Origin of the sequence: Polaromonas sp. UBA4122, assembly GCA_002381615.1 — a bacterium.
In the GTDB taxonomy this organism is placed as follows: Bacteria; Pseudomonadota; Gammaproteobacteria; order Burkholderiales; family Burkholderiaceae_C; genus Polaromonas.
The window spans coordinates 21,004-47,004 of record DFWY01000009.1 but is presented as its reverse complement, the minus strand read 5'-3'; the positions used below and the strand labels follow the sequence as shown (position 1 = coordinate 47,004).

Below are 26,001 nucleotides of genomic sequence, written 5' to 3'. Positions count from 1 at the left end.
GCTCCTTATTTGCTAGCTGGTGCCGAAGGTTTGACGGGGGCTACAGGCGCATTTGCTGTGGAAGCAGGAGCAGGGACCACTTTAACCAGATCGCCATCGTTCAGGAAACCAGCGCCACTGGCCACCAGCACCGCGTCAGCGTTGAGGCCTGAAAGTACCTCTACCCGGTCGCCCACGCGTCGCCCCATTTGCAGCTTGATCTGGCTGACGTGCTGGTCGGCGTTCAGGCGAAACACGTAGCTGAAACCATCGCGCACCACCACGGACTGCTGCGGCACGGTCAGGGCGTTTGAGCTGCCCAGCTCAAACTCGCCACGGCCAAACATGCCCGCCTTGAAGCCTGACGGACTGCCCGTCTTGGGGTCCGTCGGCAGATCCACATACACCAGGCCCGAGCGGGTTTGCGGGTCCACCGTGGGGGCGACCATGCGCACCCGGCCCAAGAGCCGCGCGCCGCTGGCGGCCGTCACGCTGACGACGGTACCGGGCAGCAGGCGGCCCAGCTCGGTGGACGTCACCTCCGCGCGCCACTCCAGCCGGCCCTGACGAATCAGGCGAAACAACTCGGTGCCCGAGGCCAGCACGGCGCCCACGGTGGCACTGCGCGCCGAGATGATGCCGCTGTCGGGCGCCAGCACCTGGGTGTTTTTCAGGCGCAGCGCTTGCGCCGCCAACCCGGCTTTGGCGGACTCCACCCGCGCTTTGGCGGTCTGCTCGGCGGTCAGGTACTGGTTGATCTGCTGGCCGCTGAAGGTACCGGTGCCGGCAAGCGTGCGCACACGATCGGCGTTGGCCGTCGCCTCCAGGGCGCTGGCCGTGGCTTCATTCACAGCGGCGCGGTCCTGTGCCACGTCGGCCTGTACGCTGTCATCGGCAAAGCGGGCCAGCAGCTGGCCGCGCTGCACCACGTCGCCCACATTGACCTGCACCTCGGCCAGGCGCAGACCGTTGCTTTCCGCCCCGATGCTGGCTTCCTGCCAGGCGGCAATATTGCCGTTGGCCGTCAGTTGGATCGGCAGGGCGCTGGTTTGCGCCTGTGTCGTGGTCACGGTGAGCGCGGGCCGGGCGGTCGCGGCGGGCATGGCCGTGGACTTGTTCGTAGTCCCTGATTTTGAATAAAACATGGCTATAGCCACCGCCCCTATTGCGCAAACAGCTATTAAAACAATAGCAACTGGTTTGAGTTTGAATCGGTTCATGGTGTGGGCTGGCTTCAGGATGGTTGAATAGGTGGGGAGTCAGACCGGCTGGCGTCGCAGCGCTTCGCTGTGCGCCATGGCCAGCGCGTAATCGACCAAGCGTTCGGTATAGCGATCAATGGCTTGCGGCGTGCCAGCGAGTTCGGGTTTGAGGGCCTGCATCACCTCGTGCCCGACAAACAGGTGGATGCCCAGGCCCACGATGGAGAAGGCCAGCCGGTGCAGATCATCGTCCGCTTGGGGTAATCCCAGATGACGGCACAGCACCCGCAGCAGGGCCTCATGCGCGGGTTTGATGCGGGAGCCAACCTGCTGCTCCCAGATGCCGGTGGGCTCCAGCATCTCGCGAAAGTGCAAGCGCATGCACTGCTGCGCCAGGTCGCCCTGCTTGAGTGGCTCGGTAAACCCCACCAACAAGCCCTGCAGTGACTGGCGCAAACTGAAATGGGACTGGTCGAACAGGGCTGCGTCTGCGTCGGGACTGCCCAGCGGGTCGGTCAAGACCGCGCGGTACAGGCCCGCCTTGTCGCCAAAGTAATAGCTGATCGAGGCAATATTGGCGCTGGCGGCGAGGGCAATTTCGCGCGTCGAGGTTTTGGCAAAGCCTTTTTCGGAGAACAGCCTGAGCGCGGTATGCAGCAGCAGCTGCCGGGCTTCGACACCGTCCGAGCGCTGCTTGCGCGGCTCGCCGGGCGGTAGTGGTTCAGCCGCCGTGCCAGCGACCGGCAACCGGGCGCTGCCGGCAGCGCGGCGCGCGCTTGAAAGGGGGGTGGTTCGGGCGCTTGAAGTCATGCGCCGCATTAAAGCACATAGATCAAACGATTGATTAAGTTAAATCAATGGGGCGGGTTGAAGGTGGCCGCCCAGAGCGTCTGGATGGCCTCGCGTTCGGCCTGCAGCGCTGGCGGACTGACCTGGGTCGGCGCTTCGTTCAGGCGGGCGTTGTGCTGCACGCGGCGCAGCTCGCGGTAGGCGCTGGCAGCGCGCTGGCCCACGCCTTGGGGCAACAAGCCGGCGGCTTCGGCGCGTTGCAGCAAGGCGATATTGCCCACGTTGTCGGCCAGTTCGGGGTGCTGCGCCGACTGTGAGAGCACCAGAAACTGCACGGCAAATTCGGCATCGACCATGCCGCCCGAGGAATGCTTGACGTCAAACTTTTCACCCTTGATCGGATGGGCAGCGCGCACCTTCTCACGCATGCTCACGATTTCATTGCGCAGTGCCGCCACCTCGCGCGGTGCGGTGATGACCGCCTCCCGAACCTGGTCGAACCGCTGACGCAGGGATTCTTCGCCCAGCACAAAGCGCGCGCGTGTCATGGCCTGGTGTTCCCAGGTCCAGGCGGTATTGCTGCCGCGCTGCTGCTGATAGCGGCTATAGGCTTCAAAGGGGGTGACCAGCAGGCCCGAATTGCCATTGGGGCGCAAGGCGGTGTCGATCTCGAACAGGTCGCCCTCGCCGGTCTTGATGGTCAGCCAGTTGATCAGTTTGCGCACGAAGGCCGCATAGACCTCGGGAGCGCGCTCGTCCTCGTCTTCATAGACAAACACGATGTCCAGGTCGCTGCCATACCCAAGCTCCTTGCCGCCCAGCTTGCCGTAGGCAATGATGGCGAACTGCGGCGTCTCACGGTGCCGGTTTTTAAGGCGCTGCCAGCACCAGTCGGTGGTGATGTTCAGAACGGCTTCGGCCAGTGCGCTCAAATCGTCAGCCACCTGCTCGACCGTCAGCACCCCTTCCACATCGCGGGCCAGTGTGCGAAAAACTTCGGCGTGGTGGGCGCGGCGCAGCAGGTTCAGGCAGGTTTCCTCGTCATCTTCATTGGTGCGTTTGAGCGCGGCCAGCCGCTGCTGCAGCTCTTGGGTGAAGGTCAAGGGTGCAAAGCGCTCGTGCATCAGCGCGTCGCTGGCGAGCTCGTCAATCACGCCGGGGTGCTGGAACAGGTAACGCGCGGGCCATTTGGCCGCGCCCAGCAGCCGCAGCAGGCGTTCGTGCACCGCCGGACGTTCCAGCAGCAGCGCCAGATAGCTCTCCCGCCTGAGCAGGGGTTCCATCCAGTCAACGAGCCGCACGGCGGCCTCTTCAGTTACCGTGCCTTCGAGCAGCCATAGCGCGGTACGCTGCAGCAGCCGTGTCAGGCGGGCACGCGAGTCCTCGCGCAGGGCGAGCACCCTGGGATGCTGGCGCCACAGTGCCAGGCGCGCGCGGAATTTTTCTGGCCAAAGCGCCGGCAACTGTTCGAGCAAATCGTCAAGCTGCTGCGACGCTGCACCGGCGCCGTTGCCGCAGCCCTTGCATTCGGTTTTGCCGCCGAGCAACTTGTCAAACTCGCCAGCGACCAACTCGCGGTGGGCGTCGAGTTCGCTGAGAAACTGGCAGCAGTTGCTGTAGCCCAAGGTCTCTGCAATCCAGCCCAGGTCGTCGTCGCGGGTCGGCAGCACATGGGTCTGCTGGTCGTCCAGGTACTGGATGCGATGCTCCACGCGACGCAGGAAAACGTAGGCCCTTGCCAGCGCATCGGCGGTGTCCTGAGGCATCAGTCCGGCGCTGGCGACGCGCTGCAGTGCATCGAGCGTAGGCCGGGTGCGCAGTTCGGGAAACTGCCCGCCACGCACCACCTGAAGCAACTGAACGGTAAATTCAATTTCGCGTATGCCGCCGCGCGACATCTTCACGTCGTTTGCGCGCTCGGGGTGTCCGGCGCATCGCTTGGCCGCATGTTCGCGAATTTGCCGGTGCAGGATGCGCAGCGCATCAAACACGCTGTAGTCCAGGTAGCGCCTGAAGACGAAAGGCAGCACGGAGCCGCGCATGGCCTGTGCCGCGCCGTTACGAATGCCCTCCAGGGGTGCCACCACCCGGCTTTTTAGCCAGGCAAAGCGTTCCCATTCACGCCCCTGGGCCTGGAAATAGTCTTCCAGCGCGCTGAGTGAAATGGCGGCAGGCCCGGAATTGCCATTGGGCCGCAGAGCCAGATCGACCCGAAACACAAAGCCGTGCTCGGTGGCGTCGCCGATCAGGCTGAAAACGGCCTTGACCTGGTTCGCAAAGTATTCGTGGTTCGATATCTGACCGCGGCCGTCGCTGCGGCCCGCAGTCTCGCCATCGTGGTCATAGAGGTAAATCAGGTCAATATCGCTGGAGACATTGAGTTCACGCGCGCCCAGCTTGCCCATGCCCACCACCCACATCTGGGCGCGCTCGCCATCGTGGGCTTGTGGCGCACCGTGCAAGGCATCAAGCTTTTCGCGGGAGTCCAGCATGGCGACATCGAGGGCCAGTTCTGCCAGCTCCGTCATGGCCCGGGTCACCACGGCCAGCGGTGCCTGGTTTTCGCAGGCGCCGTCGCAATCGAGCACCACCAGCCGCTCCATCACCAACTGGCGAAGCACCCGAAGCGCCGCACCCGTTTCCAGGCCGCTCAGCAGCAGCGCATCAAGGGCGATCTGCAGGGTGGCACGCACCGGCTCGCCCGCAGGCAACAGGGGCAGCTGTTCGGTATAGCGGCGGCGAATGCGCTGAACACACCGGGAATAAGCCGATGCAGCCGACCCGGATGGGGAGAGGGTGTCTGAGCAGACGGTTGGGAGGGCAGTCATCACATCACACTACGTCACAAACTTCATGGTTCCACCCCCGAGCACACAGCGGCGTCGGCGGTCATAATTCTCATGTCCTTGGAGCCAACGATAGCCATTCCATCCACCCCGCCAGCCTTGCCGCCCCGACGCCTCCGGTGGATCGCATTTTCCATGCGCTTCTTGCTGTGGTTGGTCGCGGCGGCCTGGCTGCTCTTTGGCCTGAGCTGGTGGGTGCTGCATGGATGGATTGTGCCGCGAATCGGGGAATTCCGTCCGCGTCTTGAAATAGAGGCCAGCAAGGCGCTGGGGGTTCCTGTTCGCATCGGTCAGATCACCGCGCATTCGCAGGGCATGATTCCCTCGTTTGAGTTGCACGACGTGACGCTGCTGGATGCGCAGGGACGCGAGGCTCTGCGCCTGCCGCGCGTTCTGGGTGCCCTGTCGCCCTCCTCTCTCTGGGGGCTCGGCTTTGAACAGCTGTATATCGACAAGCCTGATCTCGACATCCGGCGCACCGCCGACGGAAAGATCTACGTGGGCGGACTGGATGTCTCGCGGAACCGGGACGCCGGCCAAAGCGCAGTGGCCGACTGGTTCTTTTCGCAAACCGAGTTCGTCTTGCGCGGCGGCACCGTGCGCTGGACCGACGAGTTGCACCCCGCGCCGCCACTGGCACTGACGCAGGTGGATGGGGTGATGCGCAATGCCCGGCACCGCCACCTCCTGCGTCTGGACGCCACGCCACCCGCCGAATGGGGTGACCGCTTCACGCTCAGGGGTATTTTCAGGCAGTCGCTGTTGTCGGGCAACGCGGGCAATTTTGCCGCGTGGACAGGTCAGCTGTATGCCAACTTCGACCGTGTCGACGTGTCACGCATCAGGCAATACGTCAGCATGGACACGCTGGGTGTGGAACTGATACGGGGCAATGGAGCGCTTCGCGCCTGGGCTGATGTCAGCAAAGGAAAGATCACGGGCGGTGTGGCCGATGTGGCGCTACAGGATGTGGACGCCCAGCTGGGTGCCAAGCTTGAGCCCCTGGCATTCGAATCGGTGGCCGGGCGTATCGGTGGTGGACAGCGCGCCAACGGCTTTGATTTCAACACCGAGGGCCTGCGGTTTCTCACCCGGGACGGCTTGCAGTGGCCCGGCGGCAACGTGGCGCTGGTTCACACCAATGATCAAGCGGGAGCGCCCCAGCACAGCGAACTGAAGGCCGACAAGCTTGACCTTGCGGCACTGACCCAGATCGCCAACCGCCTGCCCCTGGACAGTGCCACGCATGCGCTCATCACCTCCTTCGCGCCCAAGGGGTTGGTGGAAACCCTTGAAGCCCGCTGGCAAGGCCCGCTGGAGGCGCCCACCACCTTTGCTGCCAAAGGTCGTGTGGCGGGGCTGAGTCTTGCGGCACTACCGGCCGCAGTACCGGCGACCAGCGCGGTGGCTGGAAGCGCCACGCACGCAACACCTGGCAGGCCAGGCGTCAGCGGTGCTGACATTGATTTCGATCTCACGCATGAGGGCGGAAAAGCCAAGGTGATCATAAGCAATGGTGCGCTTGATCTGCCTGGCATCTTCGAGGAGTCGCAGCTTCCGCTGGATCAGCTGTCGGTGGACACTCAATGGAAGTTCTCAGGCCGAAAAATTCAAGCGCAATTGCACAATCTGCAGTTTGCCAACGCCGACGCACAGGGGCAAGCGCAGGTCAGCTGGCGTACTGAAGACCTGGCCCCAGGCATGCCGACAGCCAGCACATTAACCGATCACCGGTTTCCCGGTGTACTGGATCTGCAGGGCACCTTGAGCCGGGGCGATGGCACCCGGGTTCACCGTTATTTGCCGCTGGTGCTGCCGGACGCGGTGCGTCACTACGTGCGTGATGCCGTGCTGCAGGGCCAGGTCAGCGACGTGAAATTCAGGGTCTTGGGGCCGGTCAGGCAACTCCCTTTCATCAACCCGGCCCAAGGCGATTTCCGGGTGTCAGCGAAAGTGCATAACGGGCACTTTGCCTATGTGCCGAAATCCCTGCAACCGCCGGGCGCGGCACCGTGGCCAGCCCTCACCGAACTCAATGGGGAGCTGGTTTTCAACCGCGCGGCACTCGATGTGAATGGCGCCAGCGGAAAAGTCGCCGGCTTGCCTGGCCTGCAGCTGGTCAAGGCAGACGCACGAATTCCTGACCTGACCCACGGCGCCACGGTCGAGGTGACGACTGACATCCAAGGGCTGCTTTCCGACGCACTGGGCTTTGTCAACAGGTCCCCGATAAGCGACATGACCAACCAGGTGCTGGCCAAAGCCGTGGCAACCGGCATGGGCGACTACCACTTCCACCTGAGTTTACCCATCCATTCGATCGACAAATCGCAGGTTGCTGGCAGCATCACCCTGCCCGGCAACGACGTGCAGTTCGCTCCTGGCACCCCTCAGCTGACGAAACTCAAGGGCGTGGTGAGCGTGAGCGAGCGGGGCTTTACGGTCACCGGCGCCCAGGCGATCCTGTTCGGGGGCGATATCCGCTTCGATGGTGGCATGCGCGCGCAGGCACGTCCGGCGGCGGGTAGTCCGGAGATGGAAACTCCTGTGACCTTCAAGGCGCAGGGCACGCTCACGGCAGAAGGGTTGCGCCAGGCCAAAGACTTGGGGCTGATCTCACGCATGGCGCAACACGCCAGCGGCAGCACGGCCTACTCGGCCTCGCTGGGCTTTAGGCGAGGGGTTTCCGAGGTCACGGTCTCCAGCAGCCTGCAGGGCATGGCGCTGAATTTGCCAGCACCGCTGAGCAAAACGGCCGAGTCAGCGCTGCCGCTCAGGTTTGAGAACGTCCTGCTGCGGGACGCCATGAAGCCGGGCCAGACGCTGCAGGATCAGCTGTCGGTCAGCATCGGGCGCGTGGCTGCCATCAGCTATGTGCGGGACGTGAGCGGCACCGAGCCCCGCGTGATCCGCGGCAGCATAGGCGTGGGGCTGGAGGCGGGTGAAACGGTGCCAGCACCAGAAGCGGGTGTGGCCGCCAACATCAACCTGGCCCGGGTGGACCTCGATGCCTGGGGAAAAATTCTTGCTGACTCGACTGGCGGCAGCGCACTGCAGGCCGCGCCCTCCGGTAGCTCTGACGTGGCGGTTAACCGCTCAGCCGCCAGTTCGGCCCTGGGCTACCTGCCCACGGTGATGGCCATACGGGCCAAGGAATTAGTGGTGGAAGGGCGCAGGCTGAACAACGTCGTGGTGGGAGGATCGCGCGAAGGCTTGAACTGGCGCGCCAATATCGATGCCTCCGAGCTCAATGGCTATGTTGAATTTCGGCAACCCGGCGGCGTTGGCGCCGCCCGTCTGTATGCGCGGCTTTCACGTTTGAGCCTGGCGCATGGCACGGCCAGCGATGTGGAGGCTATTCTGAACGAACAGCCTGCCAGTATTCCCGCCCTTGACATCATGGTGGAGGATATGGAACTGCGCGGCAAGAAGCTGGGGCGCGTTGAAATTGAAGCGGTCAACCGGGGCGCATCAACCACCGTCAGCAACGGAGTGCGCGAGTGGCGCTTGAACAAGTTCAATGTGATCCTGCCCGAAGCCGTGTTGACCGCTACCGGCAACTGGGTAGCGGTGAACGCGCCGGTCGCCTCCCCCGCTGCAGCAGGCGGGCCGGGCGCTACGCGGGCGTCCACCGAGAGCCGTCGCACCGTGCTGAACTTCAGGCTGGACATTGCCGATTCGGGCGAGTTGCTCAAGCGCTTTGGCATGGGCGAGCTGATCCGCCGTGGCAAGGGCAAGCTCGAAGGCCAGGTGGCCTGGGTAGGCTCTCCCCTGAGCCTGGACTACCCGAGCATGAGCGGGCAGTTCAACGTGAACGTCGAGTCGGGGCAGTTTGTCAAGGCGGACCCGGGCATTGGCAAGCTGCTGGGCGTGCTGAGCCTGCAGTCCTTGCCCAGACGGCTGACGCTGGACTTTCGCGATGTTTTTTCTGAAGGCTTTGCCTTTGACTTCGTTCGCGGCGATGTCACCATCAAGCAGGGGCTGGCGCACACCAACAACTTGCAGATGAGCGGTGTAAATGCCGCTGTGTTGATGGAAGGCAGTGCCGACATTGCCCGTGAAACGCAAAACATCAAGGTGGTCGTGGTGCCTGAAATCAATGCCGGTACGGCCTCGTTGATTGCCACAGTCATCAATCCTGCCGTCGGCCTGGGAACCTTCCTGGCGCAGATGTTTTTGCGCCGCCCCTTGATGGAGGCCGCCACCCAGGAATTCCACATTGACGGCACCTGGGCTGACCCCAAAATCACCAAGATCGATCGCAAGGCACAAGGCAGGGCTGGCGACGCCCCTGCGGGAACCCGTTGATCATGAAAATAGCTGCCATACAGATGGTTTCAGGACCCAGCGTGCAGGGCAATCTGGACGCGGCCGGGCAATGGCTGGCGCAGGCCGCCGCACAAGGCGCCGAGCTGGCGGTTCTGCCCGAGTACTTTTGCGTGATGGGCTTCAAGGACACCGACAAACTGAAAATTCAGGAGACCGCCGGCCGCGGCCTGATCCAGGACTTCCTGAGTCATTCGGCGCGCGAACTGGGACTCTGGATTGTCGGCGGCACGCTGCCGATGGCGACCCTTGATGCCAGCCGCGCGCGCAACAGTTCTCTGGCTTATGCACCGTCGGGACAATGCGTGGCGCGCTACGACAAGATCCATTTGTTCAGGTTCGCGCAGGGCCAGGAAGGCTACGACGAAACCCGCGTGCTGGAGCCGGGCACGCAGCCGGTGCGGTTTGAGCTTGCCTCAAAGGACGGCCATGTCTACACCATCGGCATGAGCGTTTGCTACGACCTGCGCTTCCCCGAGCTTTACCGCGCCTTGAAGGCCGACGTGCTGCTGGTGCCCAGCGCTTTTACTTACACCACCGGTCAGGCCCACTGGGAGGTATTGCTGCGCGCGCGCGCCATTGAAAATCTGGCTTATGTGGTCGCGGCCGCCCAAGGCGGCACGCATGAAAATGCGCGCCGCACCTGGGGCCACAGCATGCTGGTTGATCCGTGGGGACAGATTCTGGCGCAGCAGCCGCAAGGCGCGGGACTGGTGATGGGTGAAGTTCTTGGCGCCCATCTGCAGGTCCTGCGCGGACGTCTGCCCGCTTTGAAGCATTGCGTGTTGTGAGGCCCCGGGCGTGAAATTTCCCCTAGCGACGGACGTCAGCCAGGCCAGCCGTCGCTGGTCTCTCTGGGCCTTGCTGGTCGCGCTGGTAGTGGCTTTGCTGGTAATCCTGGTCTGGCTGGCTGGACGCTATGAGTCCGGCATGGTGCAAAGCCGGCTGGAGCACAACGCGGCTGAAACCGTGACAGACATCCGTTCGGGCTTGACGCGTAATGTCCAGACTTTTCAAGCGTTGCAGTCCGGTGAACCCACGCTGGAGGCCTGGCGTTCGCAGGCTGCCGAGCTGCTTCTGAAGCACCGCGAAATCGTGCGGCTTGAATGGCGCAATGCGGCGCTGGATGTACTGGGATTTATCGAGACGCCGTACCGCAACTCGGTGTTTGAACGGCTGGGGCGGAGCAGCCTGCAGGCCGACGTGAGCCTCGCTTGCACTACGGCCCAACGCCTGAGCGGGGCGGCCTATTCCACCAGCTACTTCGAGCCTCAACTCAATGGCCTGGGGCTGGAAGTTCTGGACATGTGCATGCCCATGGTGGTGGCCGGCCGTCTGACCGGCTACACCGTGGCGAGCTATTCCCTGCAGGACATCCTGGGCGAGCTGGTGAGCAAGCAGTTGGCCCGGGGCTTCGGCTTGTCGTTCACGGAAGCTGATGGCACGCGCCTGGCGCTGCTTGGCATTCCTTTGCGGGGCAGCCGGATTTACGTCGCGCAGCAATTGCTGGATCTGCCCGGCAACACGCTAGTGGTCCGGATGGAAAACCGGCCGGGCACCCCTGCGCTGTTTCCCAATGTCCTGACGGCGCTCGTCACGGCCATGTCCATGGCCTTGCTGGCCGTGCTGTTCCTGTTCGCCCGCGACATGCGGCGGCGCCTCAAGGTGGAGTATGACCTGGGCGAGGCCCTCGCCTTTCGCAAAGCCATGGAAGACTCGGTGTTGACGGGCCTGCGCGCGCGGGATCTGCAGGGGCGCATCACCTACGTCAATGCGGCATTTTGCAAAATGGTGGGGGTGGATGCCCAAGAGCTGCTCAACCAGCGCATCCCCTCGCCCTATTGGCCCCCGGAACTCGCGGGCGTGTATCAGCAGCGCCAGGAGATTCGCATGGCGGGCAACAACCCGCCGCGTGAGGGCCATGAATCGGTGTTCATGCGGCGGGATGGCACGCGGTTTCCGGTGCTGATCATGGAGGCGCCGCTGATCAACGCGGTAGGCAAGCACACGGGCTGGATGAGTGCCATTCTGGACCTGAGTGAGCAGCGCCGGATTGAAGAACTCTCACGTGCCAGCCAAGAGCGCTTGCAGGCCACGGCAAGACTGGCCATGGTGGGAGAGATGGCGTCGCTGCTCAGCCACGAACTCAATCAGCCCCTGGCCGCCATTTCAAGCTACGCCACGGGCTCGCTCAATCTCTTGCAGGATGAAGTGGACAGTGAACGGGTGCCGACAGCGAAGGCCGGTTTGAGGGGGCAGGCCCCGGCCCATCCCGTACCACCCTTGTCCGAAGAGCTGCAGCGGGCCATGCGCCGCATTGCAGAGCAGGCCGAGCGCGCCGGCAAGGTCATCAAAAGCGTGCACGATTTTGTGCGGCGGCGCGACCAGGTGCGCGAGGCGGTGGAGCCACGTGCCCTGCTCGATGCGATCATGCCGCTGGTGAGTCTGCAGGCACGCAATCTGGGTGTGCGCGTGGTGATCGAAGTGGATGAAGCCTGCGAGCCTGTGTTGTGTGACCCCATCATGGTCGAGCAGGTGCTGCTCAACCTGTCGCGCAACGGCATGCAGGCCATGCAATGCACGAATGAAACACCAACGACAGGGCTCGCATCAACCCAGCGCGCGAAAGTGCTGACGCTGCGCATCCGCCCGGCGGCCTCCAATGCGCATAGCCGATGGGTCGAATTTGCGGTGAGTGACTGCGGTGAGGGTATTTCCGGGAAAGTCGCCGAGCAGCTTTTCACGCCTTTCTTCACGACCAAGGAAGAGGGCATGGGCCTGGGGCTCAGTCTGTGCCGCACCGTCATCGAGCAGCATGGCGGATTCCTCGGATTTGAAGCAGCACAGCCACGCGGTACGATTTTCAGTTTTACCCTGCCGGCGGCTTCGGTGCAGACAGCCGATGCCGCGCAGGGCGCCCTATAGAGGACCTGCCATGGAACCCATTCCCAATGCCACGGTGTACATCGTCGACGATGACACCAGCGTGCGCGATGCGCTGGCCTGGCTGCTGCGTTCGCGCCGTCTGCCCAGCGAGACGTTTGACAGTGCCGAAGCGTTTGACGCTTTGGTGTCAAGGCAGTTTGAGGTCCAGTCGCCTTCCTGCGTCTTGCTCGATGTGCGCATGGCGGGCCTGAGCGGCCTGGCCATGTTCGAAAAACTGATTGCCTACGGCCTGCTACCGACCTTGCCCGTAATTTTTTTGACGGGCCATGCCGACGTGCCCACCGCCGTCGACGCCGTCAAGCGCGGTGCGTTTGATTTTTGTGAAAAGCCTTTTTCAGACAACGCGCTAGTGGACCGGATCGAGCAGGCGCTCGGCCATTCCGGCACGGCACTGGCGCAGCACAGCGAATCCACCAGCCGGCAGGCGCGGCTCGATGACCTGACCGATCGCGAGCGTGCTGTGATGCGGCTGGTCGTTGGTGGTTTGCCCAACAAGCTGGTCGCTGATCAGCTGGACATCAGTGTGCGCACGGTGGAAGTCCACCGGGCTCGGGTTTTTGACAAAATGGGGGTCAAGTCAGCCGTAGAGTTGGCCAACTTGCTGCGAAACCTGTAGACAGGCGTTTTTATTTTTTGTCAGCTTTCGGGTCTGCTTCCAGACTTGAGGCAAGGGACTCCGAATCGCTCTTCAGTTCACCATTTTTACGACCTGAAAACATCGTCCACCACACAATGAACACGAACAGTAGCAACGCCCCCAGGGCTTCAAGCAAAAGTAGGGACATGACACTTCCTTGGGTTGCAAACAGGGTCTCAATGCGGTCAACACGACTATCTTCAATTATCGCCATGGCCGCGCTTCTCGCGTCCTGTGCCAGTCCGCCCATGCCGTCTTCGTCGTCTTTGCCGTCTTCGGCGAAGGTCGCCCCCGCAGCAAGCGGCGACCGCCCTGGCGATGCCGGCCCGCTGCCAGCGCCCCTGGAGCAGGGTAAAAGTCGCTGGGTTCCGGTTCGCTGGGCCGAGTTGCCGGGGTTTGAGGAGGATCAGTTGTTTGAGGCCTGGAACGCCTGGCTCAAGAGCTGCGAGCGCCCGGGCCCGGCTTTTGCGCCTTTGTGCAGCGACATTCGACGCCTGAGCATTGCTTCCGCCGAAGAGCAGCGCGCCTGGATGGTGGCCCGGCTGCAGCCCTACCGGGTCGAGACCCTGCGAGGCGGATCGGAAGGGCTGCTGACCAGCTACTACGAACCGGTGCTCAAAGCGAGTCGGCAGGCCGGCGGGGTTTATGAAGTGCCTTTGTACCGCACGCCAGTCACGCTCGGCAGCCGCAAGCCCTGGTTCTCGCGGCAGGAAATCGACACCTTGCCTGAAGCTAGAGCGGCACTCAAGGGACGGGAAATCGCCTGGGTGGTGGACCCTATCGACGCGTTGTCGCTGCAGATACAAGGGTCTGGCCGCCTCAGCATCAGCGAGCCCGACGGTTCGCAGCACACCGTTCGGGTTGCCTTTGCCGGCTCCAACGACCAGCCTTACCGCAGCGTCAACCAGTGGCTACTGGAGCAGGGCGTGACCAAAATCAACCCCTGGCCCGACGCCACCAAAGCCTGGGCTCTGCAGAACCCACAGCGCGTGCAGCAGCTGCTCTGGAGCAATCCGCGCTACATCTTTTTCCGCGAAGAAGCTCTCAGCGATTTCGATGCCGCCTCTGGCCCCAAAGGCGCGCAGGGCGTGGCGCTCACACCGGGCCGATCCATTGCCGTGGATCGCGACAGCATTCCCTACGGCACACCCGTGTGGCTGGTATCCCGCGGCGGCGCGGCCAATTTGCAGAAACTGGTGTTTGCACAAGACACCGGCAGCGCCATTGTGGGCGCCGTGCGGGCGGACTATTTTGCAGGCACGGGGCCCCAGGCCGGTGAAATGGCGGCGCGTGTTAACCAGCCACTGCGGCTCTGGGTTCTTTGGCCCAGGTAAGCCCCCGCATTTGCTGATGACACTGCCGCGCTTCGAGTGGTCGGTTACGCAGCGGGAAAAGTGCTTGAGGTGCTAGTAAACTAATAGCAGTTTTCGCCCGTCACTCGGGAGCTACGGCCATAAAAGGCATTAAAACGACCGGGTGGGGGAGGTGGGCCAAGGCGGACGATGCGTTCGTACTGGTTGCTACGTAATTCATAGCTGCTCACGCAAGTCAATGGCGCGCTACAACCATTATTTGCTTGAATTTCAGGAGGCAGAACGCGTCAGGTGCCCGAGCGGCAGCGCGCTGCTGGCTTTGACCTCGCCCAGCGAGAAGCTGGTGTGCAAATCCTTGACGTTGGGCAGGTTGATCAGCACGTCGCGTGCGAACTGGCTGAAGGTGTTGAGGTCACGGCTGACCACCTGGAGCTCGAAGGTGCCGGTACCGCTGATGTAGTGGCAGCTGACGACCTCGGGGATCTTGCGGATGGCCTCTTCCAGGGCCTTTAGCATGTCGCCGGTGTTTTGGGCGGCGTCGAGCCGCACAAAGGCCAGCACGCCCAGGCCAATCTTGTGACGGTTGATCTCGGCCCGGTAACCGGTGATGAAACCCGCCTCTTCCAGCGCCCGCACGCGCCGCCAGCAGGGCGCTGCCGACAGACCCACGCGGGAAGCCAGCTCGGTGTTGGTCAGGCGCGCATCCAGCTGCAACTCATTCAGGATGGCAATGTCGAACTTGTCTAATGTGTCCATTTATCTTATTTTCCAGCAAGAATCTTTCTCGGGAGAGTCTAAATCAGGCAAAGAACGCAAAGACATATCGAGCCGCCCGGCATACACTTTGCGTTCAATTAGAGACCTGACCCTACCCGGGTTGGGCCTCGCTTACACCTGCCCACAAGACGGCATTACAAACAGGCTGGAGACAAAAAAACATGAACGCCCCACTGCCCGAGCACATCCGCAAAGCGCTGGAAACCGTCACGCTCGACGACAAATACAGCCTCGGCCACGGCCGCGCTTTCATGAGCGGCGTGCAGGCGCTGGTTCGCTTGCCCATGCTGCAGCGCACGCGCGATGCCATGGCGGGTCTGAACACCGCCGGGTTTATCAGTGGTTACCGAGGCTCGCCGCTGGGCGGCTATGACCAGGCGCTGTGGGCGGCCAAGAAGCACCTGGCAGCGCAAAACATTGTGTTCCAGCCCGGCGTCAATGAGGAACTGGGCGCAACGGCTGTCTGGGGCACCCAGCAGCTCGACCTCTACCCGCAAAGCAACAAGTTCGATGGCGTGTTTGGCATCTGGTACGGCAAAGGCCCGGGGGTGGACCGGTGCTCGGACGTGTTCAAGCACGCGAATATGGCCGGCACCGCCAGGCATGGCGGCGTGATCGCCATAGCGGGCGACGACCATATGTCCAAGAGCTCGACCGCCGCGCACCAGAGCGACCATATTTTCAAGGCCTGCGGCTTGCCCGTGTTCTTTCCGTCCAGCGTGCAGGACATCCTCGACATGGGGTTGCATGCGTTTGCCATGAGCCGCTTTTCGGGCGTCTGGTCCGGCATGAAAACCATCCAGGAAGTAGTAGAGTCCTCAAGCTCGGTTTGGGTCGATCCGGACCGCGTGAAGATCATCATCCCGGAAGACTTCCAGATGCCACCGGGCGGCCTGCACATTCGCTGGCCCGACCCGCCGCTGGAGCAGGAAGCACGCCTGATGGACTACAAATGGTATGCCGCGCTGGCCTATATCCGTGCCAACAAGCTCAACCACAACGTGATTGCCGCACCGAATGACCGCTTCGGCATCATTGCCAGCGGCAAGGCCTTCAACGACACCCGGCAGGCGCTGGCCGATCTGGGGCTGGACGAGGACACCTGCCACCAGCTGGGTATCCGGCTGCACAAGGTCAATGTGGTGTGGCCGCTGGAGGCGAGCATCACGCGCGACTTTGCCCAGGGCCTGCAGGAAATCCTGGTGGTCGAAGAAAAACGCCAGATCATTGAATACCAGCTCAAGGAAGAGCTCTACAACTGGCGCGACGATGTGAGGCCCAATGTGCTGGGCAAGTTTGACGAGCCCGAGGGTGATGAATCAGGTGGCGAATGGGGCCGCTCCAACCCGAGCGACCACTGGCTGCTGCGCGCCAAGGCGGACCTGACGCCTGCCATCATCGCCAAGGCCATCGCCAAGCGCTTGACGAAGCTGGGCGTTCCCGGCGACATCATCTCGCGCATGCAGGCACGCCTGGCGGTGATTGAGGCGCGCGAACGGGCCCTCGCCGAAGTCAAGGTCGATACCGGTGAACGGGCACCCTGGTTTTGCAGCGGCTGCCCGCACAACACCAGCACGCGCGTGCCCGAGGGCTCGCGCGCGGTGGCCGGCATCGGCTGCCATTACATGGCGGTGTGGATGGACCGCTCTACCTCCACGTTCACCCAGATGGGTGGCGAAGGCGTGACCTGGGTCGGCCAGCAGCCCTTCACCAGCGACCAGCATATCTTCGCCAATCTGGGCGATGGCACCTATTTCCATAGCGGCCTGCTGGCCATCCGCCAGAGCATTGCCGCTGGTGTCAACATCACCTACAAAATCCTCTACAACGATGCGGTGGCCATGACCGGCGGCCAGCCGGTGGGTGAACGGCCTGAAGGCCACTCGGTGCTGCAGATCATGCAAAGCCTGCATGCTGAAGGGGTGGCCAAGCTGGTCATCGTGACCGACCAACCGCAGAAGTATCAGGGTGCCCGCCTGCTTGACGGTGTCACGGTGCATCATCGCGACGAACTTGACCGCATCCAGCGCGAGTTCCGCGAACTCAAGGGAACGACCGCCATCATTTATGACCAGACCTGCGCCACTGAAAAGCGCCGCCGCCGCAAGCGCGGCACTTTGATCGATCCTGCAAAACGCGTGCTCATCAATGAACTGGTGTGCGAGGGTTGCGGCGACTGCTCGGTGCAGTCCAACTGCCTGTCGGTGGAGCCGCTGGAAACCGAATTTGGCCGCAAACGCCGCATCAACCAGAACACCTGCAACAAGGATTTTTCCTGCGTCAAGGGCTTTTGCCCGAGCTTCGTGACCGTTGAAGGCGGCCAGTTGAAGAAGCCGAAGAAGGATAAGAGGGGCGGCCTCACGGGTTTGCCCGAGATTCCCGAACCCGTGCTGCCCGTGGCTGAAAGCGCCTGGGGCATTGTGGTGGGGGGCGTGGGCGGCACTGGTGTCATCACCATTGGCCAGTTGCTGGGCATGGCGGCGCACCTTGAGGGCAAGGGTGTTGTCACGCAGGATGCTGGCGGGCTGGCGCAAAAAGGCGGCGCCACCTGGAGCCATATCCAGATCGCCAACCGGGCGGACGCCATTTACACCACCAAGGTGGATACCGCCAAAGCCGACCTGGTGATTGGCTGCGACCCGATTGTGGCTGCAGCCAAGTACACCCTCACGGTGATGCAGCCCGGCCGCACCTATGTGGCGATGAATTCGCACGGCACCCCGACGGCCGCGTTTGTGACCGATCCAGGCTGGCAATTCCCAGGCGGTAATTGCGAAAGCGCGGTGCGTGCTGCGGTGGGCGCGGAGCTGATGGCCACTTTTGATGCCGAGCAGGTGGCCGTGCAAATGATCGGGGACTCGATCTACACCAACCCGCTGATGCTGGGCTTTGCCTGGCAAAAAGGCCGGGTGCCGTTGTCTCACGCAGCGCTCATGCGTGCCATTGAACTCAATGGCGTGCAGGTGGACAACAACAAGGCGGCTTTTGAATGGGGCCGTCGCTGTGCGCACGATCTGGCCGCAGTACAAGCCCTGTTCAAGGCTGCGCAGGTGATTGAGTTCGTGAAAAAACCCTCTCTCGCCGAGATGGTGGCTAAGCGGGTGGACTTCCTGACGGCCTACCAGAACGCGGCTTATGCACAGAACTACCAGATCTTTGTAGACAAAGTACGCGCGGTGGAGGCGCCTTTGGGCAAGACCGCGCTGACCGAGGCCGTGGCCCGTTATCTCTTCAAGCTCATGGCCTACAAGGACGAGTACGAAGTGGCGCGGCTGCACATGGATGCCGGTTTTCTCAACAAGGTCAACGCCATGTTTGAAGGCGACTTCAAGCTCAGCTACCACTTGGCGCCGCCCCTGATTGCATCCAAAAACGAGCAGGGTGAACTGCAAAAGCAGCATTTCGGCCCCTGGATGCTGGCCGGCTTCAAAGTGCTGGCCCGCCTCAAAGGGCTGCGCGGTATGCCGCTGGATATTTTTGGTCGTACCGAGGAGCGCAAGAAGGAACGCGCGCTGATTGATGACTACAAGGCCAGCGTGGAGGAGGTGCTCTCTAGCCTCACCGCTGAAAACCATGCCATGGCACTGGAAATTGCCAGGATTCCCGAGTTGATTAAAGGTTACGGCCATGTCAAGGCCCGCCATCTGGCGACGGCGCGGCCAAAATGGGCCGCGCTGATGCAGTCTTTCCGTCAGGCGGCGCTCGCTCCCCAGAAGCCAGCGACATGAACCGTGGGCGCACGGGCGGCTGCCCGCCGCATACAATCACGGATTCTGTGCACTGGCTGTATCGGCCAGTGCGCGCGTCAGTGTCTCTTTAAATAGTTGTGGAGTTCGCCATGTTCATTTCTTCTGCTTTTGCCGAAACCGCTCCCGCTGCCGCCGCAAGCGGCGACTGGATGTCTTCCCTGACCGGTATGCTGCCCTTGGTGCTGATGTTTGTGGTGCTGTATTTTGTGATGATCCGCCCGCAGATGAAGAAGCAGAAAGAGCATCGCACCATGATTGAGGCACTGGCCAAAGGCGATGAAGTCGCCACCGCTGGCGGTCTGCTGGGCAAGGTGACCAAGATGGGAGAGGTTTATCTGACCCTTGAGCTCGCTCCCGGCGTTGAAGTGCAGCTGCAGCGCAGTGCCATTGTCCAGGTGCTGCCCAAGGGCGCCATCAATACCGCCAAATAAGGCAGTACGACGTGTTGGCCCGCTGACGCAGTCAAGGCCCACTTTTTGTCCATCCGTCCACCAGAAACAGCCCTCTCATGAATCGTTATCCGGCCTGGAAATACGCCATTATTGTGGTCGCGCTATTGATCGCAGCCCTGTATACACTGCCCAACTTTTTTGGCGAAGCGCCGGCGGTGCAGGTCTCCAGCATCAAATCCATCGTCAAGATTGACGCGACAACCACGGCCCGGGTGGAGCAGGCGCTGATGGCTGCGGGCATTACAGCCGATGCCATCACCCTGGAGGGCAGTTCCGTTAAAGCCCGTTTTGGCAATACCGATACACAGCTGAAAGCCAAAGATGCGATCCAGAAAGCCCTGACGCCCGATGCTGCGGATCCGGCTTATGTGGTTGCGCTCAATCTACTGTCACGCTCGCCCGCCTGGTTAACCTCGCTGCATGCTTTTCCCATGTACCTGGGGCTGGACCTGCGCGGTGGCGTGCACTTCATGCTGCAGGTGGACATGCCGGCTGCACTCACCAAGCGGGCAGAGTCCCTGGCGGGTGACATCCGCTTGTCGCTGCGCGAAAAAAATATCCGGCACAGCGGCATCAGTCGCAACGGACAGGCCATTGACATCAAGTTCCGCGATGCAGCGACCCTGGCGTCTGCCCAAGCGCTCATTCAGGACCAATTCCCGGACCTCCAGACGGGAGAGGTCCCGGAAGGCACCGAATACAAATTGACCGCCACCATCAAGCCTGAGGCCGCACGCCGGGTCCAGGACCAGGCCCTCAAACAGAACATGGTGACCCTGCACAACCGGATTAACGAACTTGGCGTCGCCGAGCCCGTGATTCAACAGCAGGGCATAGACCGTATCGTGGTGCAATTGCCGGGCGTTCAGGACACGGCCAAGGCCAAGGACATTCTCGGGCGCACCGCCACGCTGGAGATGCGTCTGGTGGATGACAGCGCCGAGGCCAGAGCGGCGGAAAACAACACCGGTGCCGTGCCGTTTGGTGACGAGCGCTTCTTCGAGCGCAACGGACAGGCGGTGATTGTCAAGAAACAGGTGATCCTGACCGGCGAAAACCTGACGGACGCACAGCCCGGCTTTGATTCCCAGAACCAGCAACCCAAGGTGGACCTGACGGTCGATGCCAAGGGCGGGCGCATCATGCGCGATACCAGCCGCGAAAACATCAAAAAGCGCATGGCCATCCTGCTGTTTGAAAAGGGCAAGGGCGAGGTGCTGACCGCACCGGTCATCCAGAGCGAACTCGGCAACCGCTTCCAGATTTCCGGTTCCATGAGCGTGAATGAAGCCAATGACCTGGCGCTACTGCTGCGCGCGGGCTCGCTGGCCGCTCCCATGGAAATCATTGAGGAGCGCACGATTGGCCCGACGCTGGGTGCGGACAATATTGCCAAGGGTTTTCAGAGCGTCGCTTGGGGCTTTGTGGTGATCGTTGCGTTCATGGCCATGTACTACATGCTGTTTGGCCTGTTCTCGGGATTGGCGCTCGCCGTCAACTTGCTGCTGCTGGTTGCAGTGCTCTCCATGCTGCAAGCCACATTGACCTTGCCCGGCATGGCTGCCATGGCGCTGGCCTTGGGCATGGCGATCGACTCCAATGTGCTGATCAATGAACGTGTGCGCGAGGAATTGCGCGGCGGCGCTTCGCCGCAGGCGGCTATTCACTCAGGTTATGAGCGGGCTTGGGCAACCATTTTGGACTCCAACACCTCGACACTGATTGTGGGCCTGGCCTTGCTGGCCTTCGGTTCAGGGCCGGTGCGTGGTTTTGCGGTGGTGCACGTCATCGGCATCTTGACCAGCATGTTCTCGGCGGTATTTTTCTCGCGCAGCCTGGTCAACCTCTGGTATGGCCGTCAGAAAAAGCTCAAGACGGTGTCGATCGGTACGGTGTGGCGACCTGCCACGTCCGGCACCGTAACGAAATAACCTTCGCCTCTTTTTCCTGCGTTTCTCCAAGGACCCCAGATGGAATTCTTCAAAATCCGACGTGACATTCCGTTCATGCGGCATGCCTTGCTCTTCAACGCCGTCAGTTTTGCGACGTTTGCGCTGGCTGTGTTCTTCCTCTTTTCCCGGGGTCTGCATCTGTCGGTAGAGTTCACCGGTGGCACCTTGATGGAGGTAAATTACACACAGGCCGCTGATGTCGGGAAAATCCGTGACACCGTGGATGGATTGGGCTTGGCCGATGTGCAAGTGCAGAATTTCGGCACTTCGCGTGATGTGATGATCCGCCTGCCGGCACAAAAGGGGGTGAGCACCGCCCAACAAAGCGAAAAAGTACTGGCTGCGCTGAAGGCCGCCAACAGCGACGTGACACTGCGCCGAACGGAGTTTGTCGGCCCGCAGGTGGGTGAAGAGTTGGCGCAGGATGGCTTGAAGGCGCTGGCGATGGTGGTGCTGGGCATCATGGTCTACCTTGCCTTCCGTTTTGAGTGGAAATATGCGGTGGCGGCCATCATTGCCAACTTGCACGACGTGGTCATCATTCTCGGATTTTTTGCATTTTTCCAGTGGGAGTTCTCGCTCGCCGTGCTGGCTGCCGTGCTGGCAGTACTGGGTTACTCCGTGAATGAATCCGTGGTGATTTTTGACCGGATTCGGGAAAACTTCCGTCGTTACCGGAAGATGAATACGGTTGAGATCATCAACAATGCGATCACGTCCACCATCAGCCGCACCATCATTACCCATGGTTCTACCCAGATCATGGTGCTGTCCATGTTGTTGTTTGGCGGCCCAACCCTCCATTATTTTGCCCTGGCCCTGACCATCGGCATTCTGTTTGGCATTTATTCGTCGGTGTTCGTGGCTGCCGCGATCGCCATGTGGCTGGGCATCAAGCGCGAAGATCTGATCAAGGGCCCGGCAAAGAAGGAAGAAGACCCCAACGACCCCAACGCAGGTGCCACGGTGTAAGCTACTGGCTAACCATCCAAGGTGCTTGTGGCTCCAAGTAACAAAAAGAACCGTCTTCTGGCCGAGCAAGCTCGTGCATTGTTCACGGAGCGTGCCGTACGGGTCTTGCCCGAGTTGGCCAAAACCATTCAAGACCGGCTGTCGGCCATGGTCGACCAGCCTGGCGACGCACGCGCAATGCAGGAGCGGCGTGATGCCTGGCAGGCTTTCCAGAAAAATGGTGTGGTCTGGGTCCGCGGCACCACCAGCGCATGGACCAAAGCGCAGTCAACGCCTCCAACTACGACAACATCAAGGTTTCCGGAGAGCAGCGAATTTGAGTTGATGGGCAACGACGTGATGGAGGACAAGATTCTCGCCTCACGCCTGGCGCTGCGCTTGCTGGATTTTGCGAGTTGGGAGCTGAATGACCTCCGACTCCGTGTGCAAAATCTGGAAACTGTTCCTGAATTGCACCAACAAGACATCCTTCGCCCCGAGGTACTCGCGCAGCATCTGGTCGAACAGTGGAATCACGCACCTCTGTCGAGGGATGTGTGGCTGGTAGTTCAAGACCTGATTCAGACCAGCCTGGGCGAGCATCTGCTTGAGGTCTATCACGCCACCAATGAATTTCTGGTCCAGCGGGGTGTGATGGCTGAAATCGATCTGCGTCCATTGGTCAAGCGCACACCCTCTGCTGCCGGTGCGAGCAGGGCTTCCAAAATGGCTGCTGAACAGGCCGGGGGGAAAGCTGTATCCGGAGGCAGAACGGGTGGTGCCCATGGCTCTGGATCAGGTGGCAGAACCGCTGGCGGTAGCGGGGCGGTCAATGATCCGACCGGTGGGACGGGGAGCAGAAGTGGTGGTCCTGGCGGTGCTGCTGGCAGTGTTTGGACAGGCCCTCGTGGCAGCGGCGCTGCGGGCTCAGCTTCGGGCCGTGCCTCAAGTTCCAGCAGCGCATCCGTCTATGGCGTGGGCACAGGAGAATGGAGCAAAGCACGCGCTGCACCGGGCTCGGAGACTTCGGGCTCAAGCAACCCGGTCTACGACGAGACACGCATGCAAACCTCGACCACCCCATTGGCCAGGGCGCGCATGCGGGCCCAGGGCGTGATGGGGCACCTCAAGCGGCTGCTTTCAAACCGGGTCGCGGGCTTTGATGACACGCGGCCCAACCAGGCTTCTCCGCAGCTCGCGCAGGCGATGGGCAGGGTGCAGCGGGCGGAAGAAAACGGCGCGGAGCGCACGTTGCTGGCAGATGCACAAGGCCAGGTGTATGGTCAGGCGCATGTCGAGCAGGCCATGGGTGCATTGCGCGCGCGCACCAGCACACTCAAACAGGCGGCATCCACCTCATCGGAAAAGGCGACCATCGAAATTGTGGCCTTGATGTTCCAGAGCATTCTGGCCGAAGACCGGATTCCACCGGTGATCCGTGTCTGGTTTGCGCGGCTGCAAATGCCGGTGCTGCGTGTGGCGATTTCCGAGCCCGAGTTTTTCGGATCCCTGCAGCATCCGGCGCGCCGGTTGATTGACCGCATGGGCTCCTGCGTACTCGGCTTCGATGTCGCGGTGTCGGGCGGCGCCATGGAATCGGAGATCAAGCGGATTGTGCAAGTGATCGAGCAGTATCCCGAAACCGGGCGCCGGGTGTTTCAGCTCGTCTACGACGAGTTTGACAAGTTCCTCTCCAAATTTCTCTCGCAAAAGGGCAGCACAGCGCGCGTGGCAAGCGTGGCCCAGCAGGTCGAGCAAAAAGAGACCATGGCCATCCAGTACACCATTGAGATGCGCAACATGCTCAATGACATGCCGGTACGCGACGAGATCCGCGAATTCCTGTTCAAGATCTGGGCCGAAGTGCTGGCCATTGCTGCGATGAAAAATGGCCCTCAGCACCCGGAAACCCTCACGCTCAAGCGCGCTGCTGCCGACCTAGTCTGGGCCGCAAGCGCTAAACCCAACCGGAGCGATCGTGCCCGCGTCATTGCGGATTTACCCAAGCTGCTGCAAGTCCTGCGACTGGGCATGTCGATGCTTGGCTTGGGAATACCCGAGCAGGACGGGCATCTGAAAATCATCAGCGACACGCTGGCCGACGCTTTCATGTCCAAAACCGATGCCATCTCGATGGAACGGGTTGATGCCATGGCCAAGCGGCTGACGAATCTGGAAGACTATTTGTCCGATGAGGATGTCGGCGACTTGCCACTGGATACGGATAGCCTGGTGACGATGATCGGCATTGACGCTGCGGATATTGAGGTGATCACCGATGGCGGCAGCCATCCCACGGAGGCCATGCGCTCGTGGGTAAAGGAACTGCAGCTGGGCACTTGGTTCAACTTGGACCACAACGGCAAAGTCAGCCATGTGCAGTTTGCCTGGTGCAGCGATCGCAAGCAGCTGCATCTGTTTGCTGCGGCCGACGGCCGAAACTTCTTGATTCAGGCACGTCGGCTGGCGGCCTACCTGCAAGCGGGTTTGCTGCTACCCACAGAAGAAGAGGCTCTCACGGTACGCGCCACGCGCGACGCTTTGGCCAAGCTGGATGCGAACCCGGAGCGCTTGCTCGGGTAGAGACATTGCCATAGCAGCCTGTCGGACTTGGTGGAAGACGCTTAGTGGGGGAGACGAAATTCTGCGTCGTCACACAATTCGTCGAGGACCAGCGCGTCAGGCTCCTCGCCAAAGCTCCAGTACACCATGAGCACGATGATTTTCAGGTCGTCCAGCGTCACAGGATCGCCCGGTGCAGCCATGGCGCGGTCAATGACGATCTCCCGCATGTGCGGCGGCAACACGCCGGATGATTCCAGGAAACTCACAAATCCCAGGCTCTGCGCGCCCAGATGCACCTGCTCGGCAATCGAATAAATGCGAAGGCTGTTGGCCGACTGCGGCTGAATGCAGGGAGGGGCGGTGTTGGAGTCGGCCCCGTCCAACGGCGCCTTGGCCGGGAGGTTGATCTGCGTGCTCTGTGCCGCGATGTTCAGGCCGTCAAGCCACACAAGGGCTTCCTGTATCTCCTCGGCATCAAATCCTGCCGCAGTGAGTTTTCGACCCAGTCGCGGAAGTTCGGGGCAAGCGTCCCCTTGCCAGTAATTCTCGTAAACGTACACCAGTACTTCAAACATGTACTCAATATAACGCAGACAGGGGCGGTCGTGTCAAGCCTGTGAATGAGGGCCGGATTTAACCTAAAAACCGCAGTTGACCGCTTGATTTTTTTAGGAAACCCGCATGAGAGCCAGCTTTTGCTCCTTCGATCACGTTCACCGTTGCGGTGAGGGCGCTACGCACCCGATGGCACTTCGGTTCTTAGGTTTGGCGTCAGCCCGCCGCCAGGCGTTGAAACAAGCCGCCAGACAGGCGCGCGACCTGCCCGCTGAGTTCGAGTTCAAGCAGCTGTGCCTGCAGCCGGGCGGTGTCAAGCCCACAGCGTGCCTGCAAGGCATCCAGGCTCACGGCATCAAAGCCCAGCGCCTCAAGGAGCGGGTCATCGGAAGGCCGCCCCGCAGCCGTGTCACCGCCGTCTGCGGTCTGTACAGTCAGTGGAAGATTCAACTCTTCCAGTACATCTTGCGCCAACTCCACCAGTTTGGCGCCCTGCTTGATCAGCGCGTGGCAGCCGCGTGACTGGGGGGAATGAATGGAGCCGGGGATGGCAAAAACTTCTTTGCCCTGTTCTGCGGCCAGCCGCGCCGTGATCAGCGAGCCTGATTGCAGCGCCGCCTCGACCACCAGCGTACCCCGGGATAGCCCGGAGATGATGCGGTTGCGTTTAGGAAAGTTGGCCATCAGCGGAGGTGTGCCGAGCGGAAACTCGCTGATGATCATGCCCTGCTGGACAATCCGGTGGGCCAGAGAGAGATTTTTTTTGGGATAGACCCGGTCCAGTCCGGTGCCGACCACAGCTATCGTATCGCCGCCACCCCGCATCGCGCCATCGTGGGCCGCGCCATCAATGCCCAGGGCCAGCCCCGATACCACGCAGAGCCCAGCGCTGGCAAAGGCCTTGGCAAATTGCCGGGCGTTTGCTTCGCCTTGTGGCGTGGGGTTGCGGCTGTCTCTTATAC

17 protein-coding genes are annotated in these 26,001 nt (G+C 61.7%); 10 read left to right on the top strand and 7 right to left on the bottom strand.

The annotated features are described in order from the left end of the window. Nucleotides 1–5 precede the first annotated feature (5 nt). From B3F77_RS01440 to glnE, 3 genes are read right to left on the bottom strand one after another with little or no spacing between them, the layout of a single operon-like run. The gene (locus B3F77_RS01440; RefSeq protein WP_414702939.1) at nt 6–1,199 is read right to left on the bottom strand and encodes an efflux RND transporter periplasmic adaptor subunit; all 1,194 of its coding nucleotides are present in this window, start codon (nt 1,197–1,199) and stop codon (nt 6–8) included. Nucleotides 1,200–1,238: 39 nt separating this feature from the next. After that, nucleotides 1,239–1,991: a CerR family C-terminal domain-containing protein gene (locus B3F77_RS01435; RefSeq protein ID WP_293603228.1), complete on the bottom strand. Its 753-nt coding sequence runs from the start codon at nt 1,989–1,991 to the stop codon at nt 1,239–1,241. Between the two features lie 44 nt (nt 1,992–2,035). After that, nucleotides 2,036–4,798, bottom strand: a complete 2,763-nt coding sequence (gene glnE / locus B3F77_RS01430; protein WP_293603227.1) for a bifunctional [glutamate--ammonia ligase]-adenylyl-L-tyrosine phosphorylase/[glutamate--ammonia-ligase] adenylyltransferase — start codon at nt 4,796–4,798, stop codon at nt 2,036–2,038. 72 nt (nt 4,799–4,870) lie between these two features. On the opposite strand from glnE, the gene B3F77_RS01425 reads away from it, so the two are divergent. From B3F77_RS01425 to B3F77_RS01410, 4 genes are read left to right on the top strand one after another with little or no spacing between them, the layout of a single operon-like run. Continuing rightward, nucleotides 4,871–9,124, top strand: a complete 4,254-nt coding sequence (locus B3F77_RS01425) for a YhdP family protein (RefSeq protein ID WP_414702938.1) — start codon at nt 4,871–4,873, stop codon at nt 9,122–9,124. A gap of 2 nt (nt 9,125–9,126) precedes the next feature. Next, complete coding sequence (locus B3F77_RS01420) at nt 9,127–9,933, top strand: carbon-nitrogen hydrolase family protein (protein WP_293603225.1); 807 nt, start codon at nt 9,127–9,129, stop codon at nt 9,931–9,933. 10 nt (nt 9,934–9,943) lie between these two features. After that, nucleotides 9,944–12,067, top strand: a complete 2,124-nt coding sequence (locus B3F77_RS01415; protein WP_293603224.1) for a two-component system sensor histidine kinase NtrB — start codon at nt 9,944–9,946, stop codon at nt 12,065–12,067. A 10-nt stretch (nt 12,068–12,077) separates the two neighbouring features. Then, nucleotides 12,078–12,704 (top strand): response regulator transcription factor, encoded by a 627-nt coding sequence (locus B3F77_RS01410; protein ID WP_293603223.1) that lies wholly within the window; start codon nt 12,078–12,080, stop codon nt 12,702–12,704. Nucleotides 12,705–12,714: 10 nt separating this feature from the next. Here B3F77_RS01410 and B3F77_RS20860 read toward each other — a convergent pair whose 3' ends face one another. Next, complete coding sequence (locus B3F77_RS20860) at nt 12,715–12,939, bottom strand: hypothetical protein (protein ID WP_414702937.1); 225 nt, start codon at nt 12,937–12,939, stop codon at nt 12,715–12,717. Here B3F77_RS20860 and B3F77_RS01405 point away from each other — a divergent pair. Beyond that, nucleotides 12,938–14,059 carry a murein transglycosylase A gene (locus tag B3F77_RS01405; RefSeq protein ID WP_414702936.1) on the top strand — a complete coding sequence of 374 codons (1,122 nt, stop codon included), beginning with the start codon at nt 12,938–12,940 and terminating at the stop codon, nt 14,057–14,059. The genes B3F77_RS20860 and B3F77_RS01405 overlap by 2 nt on opposite strands. 249 nt (nt 14,060–14,308) lie before the next feature. Here B3F77_RS01405 and B3F77_RS01400 read toward each other — a convergent pair whose 3' ends face one another. After that, nucleotides 14,309–14,794 (bottom strand): Lrp/AsnC family transcriptional regulator, encoded by a 486-nt coding sequence (locus B3F77_RS01400; protein WP_293603221.1) that lies wholly within the window; start codon nt 14,792–14,794, stop codon nt 14,309–14,311. Between the two features lie 182 nt (nt 14,795–14,976). On the opposite strand from B3F77_RS01400, the gene B3F77_RS01395 reads away from it, so the two are divergent. The 5 genes from B3F77_RS01395 to B3F77_RS01375 all read left to right on the top strand — a co-directional run bounded on the left by B3F77_RS01395 (nt 14,977) and on the right by B3F77_RS01375 (nt 24,502). Beyond that, nucleotides 14,977–18,543, top strand: a complete 3,567-nt coding sequence (locus tag B3F77_RS01395; RefSeq protein WP_293603220.1) for an indolepyruvate ferredoxin oxidoreductase family protein — start codon at nt 14,977–14,979, stop codon at nt 18,541–18,543. Between the two features lie 110 nt (nt 18,544–18,653). Next, entirely contained in the window at nt 18,654–18,995 is a 342-nt protein-coding gene (gene yajC, locus B3F77_RS01390) for a preprotein translocase subunit YajC (protein WP_293603219.1), read from the top strand. Nucleotides 18,996–19,072: 77 nt separating this feature from the next. Then, nucleotides 19,073–20,947 carry a protein translocase subunit SecD gene (secD, locus tag B3F77_RS01385; protein ID WP_293603218.1) on the top strand — a complete coding sequence of 625 codons (1,875 nt, stop codon included), beginning with the start codon at nt 19,073–19,075 and terminating at the stop codon, nt 20,945–20,947. 39 nt (nt 20,948–20,986) lie between these two features. Then, nucleotides 20,987–21,940, top strand: coding sequence for a protein translocase subunit SecF (gene secF, locus B3F77_RS01380; RefSeq protein ID WP_293603217.1), 954 nt, complete (start codon nt 20,987–20,989; stop codon nt 21,938–21,940). A 27-nt stretch (nt 21,941–21,967) separates the two neighbouring features. Further along, nucleotides 21,968–24,502 carry a DUF1631 family protein gene (locus tag B3F77_RS01375; RefSeq protein ID WP_293603216.1) on the top strand — a complete coding sequence of 845 codons (2,535 nt, stop codon included), beginning with the start codon at nt 21,968–21,970 and terminating at the stop codon, nt 24,500–24,502. A 41-nt stretch (nt 24,503–24,543) separates the two neighbouring features. On the opposite strand, the gene B3F77_RS01370 is transcribed toward B3F77_RS01375, so the two are convergent. Further along, nucleotides 24,544–25,059, bottom strand: a complete 516-nt coding sequence (locus B3F77_RS01370) for a DUF494 domain-containing protein (RefSeq protein WP_293603215.1) — start codon at nt 25,057–25,059, stop codon at nt 24,544–24,546. A gap of 196 nt (nt 25,060–25,255) precedes the next feature. Further along, on the bottom strand, nt 25,256–26,001 hold a 746-nt coding region (gene dprA, locus B3F77_RS01365; RefSeq protein ID WP_293603214.1), incomplete at its 5' end, for a DNA-processing protein DprA.

Coding starts and splice junctions, on each gene's coding strand:
- glnE (WP_293603227.1), bottom strand. CDS start 4,798: ATGACTGCCCTCCCAACCGTCTGCTCAGACACCCTCTCCCCATCCGGG.
- B3F77_RS01425 (WP_414702938.1), top strand. CDS start 4,871: ATGTCCTTGGAGCCAACGATAGCCATTCCATCCACCCCGCCAGCCTTG.
- B3F77_RS01395 (WP_293603220.1), top strand. CDS start 14,977: ATGAACGCCCCACTGCCCGAGCACATCCGCAAAGCGCTGGAAACCGTC.
- B3F77_RS01405 (WP_414702936.1), top strand. CDS start 12,938: ATGGCCGCGCTTCTCGCGTCCTGTGCCAGTCCGCCCATGCCGTCTTCG.
- B3F77_RS01420 (WP_293603225.1), top strand. CDS start 9,127: ATGAAAATAGCTGCCATACAGATGGTTTCAGGACCCAGCGTGCAGGGC.
- yajC (WP_293603219.1), top strand. CDS start 18,654: ATGTTCATTTCTTCTGCTTTTGCCGAAACCGCTCCCGCTGCCGCCGCA.
- B3F77_RS01410 (WP_293603223.1), top strand. CDS start 12,078: ATGGAACCCATTCCCAATGCCACGGTGTACATCGTCGACGATGACACC.
- B3F77_RS01370 (WP_293603215.1), bottom strand. CDS start 25,059: ATGTTTGAAGTACTGGTGTACGTTTACGAGAATTACTGGCAAGGGGAC.
- B3F77_RS01440 (WP_414702939.1), bottom strand. CDS start 1,199: ATGAACCGATTCAAACTCAAACCAGTTGCTATTGTTTTAATAGCTGTT.
- B3F77_RS01435 (WP_293603228.1), bottom strand. CDS start 1,991: ATGACTTCAAGCGCCCGAACCACCCCCCTTTCAAGCGCGCGCCGCGCT.
- B3F77_RS20860 (WP_414702937.1), bottom strand. CDS start 12,939: ATGGCGATAATTGAAGATAGTCGTGTTGACCGCATTGAGACCCTGTTT.
- B3F77_RS01400 (WP_293603221.1), bottom strand. CDS start 14,794: ATGGACACATTAGACAAGTTCGACATTGCCATCCTGAATGAGTTGCAG.
- secD (WP_293603218.1), top strand. CDS start 19,073: ATGAATCGTTATCCGGCCTGGAAATACGCCATTATTGTGGTCGCGCTA.
- secF (WP_293603217.1), top strand. CDS start 20,987: ATGGAATTCTTCAAAATCCGACGTGACATTCCGTTCATGCGGCATGCC.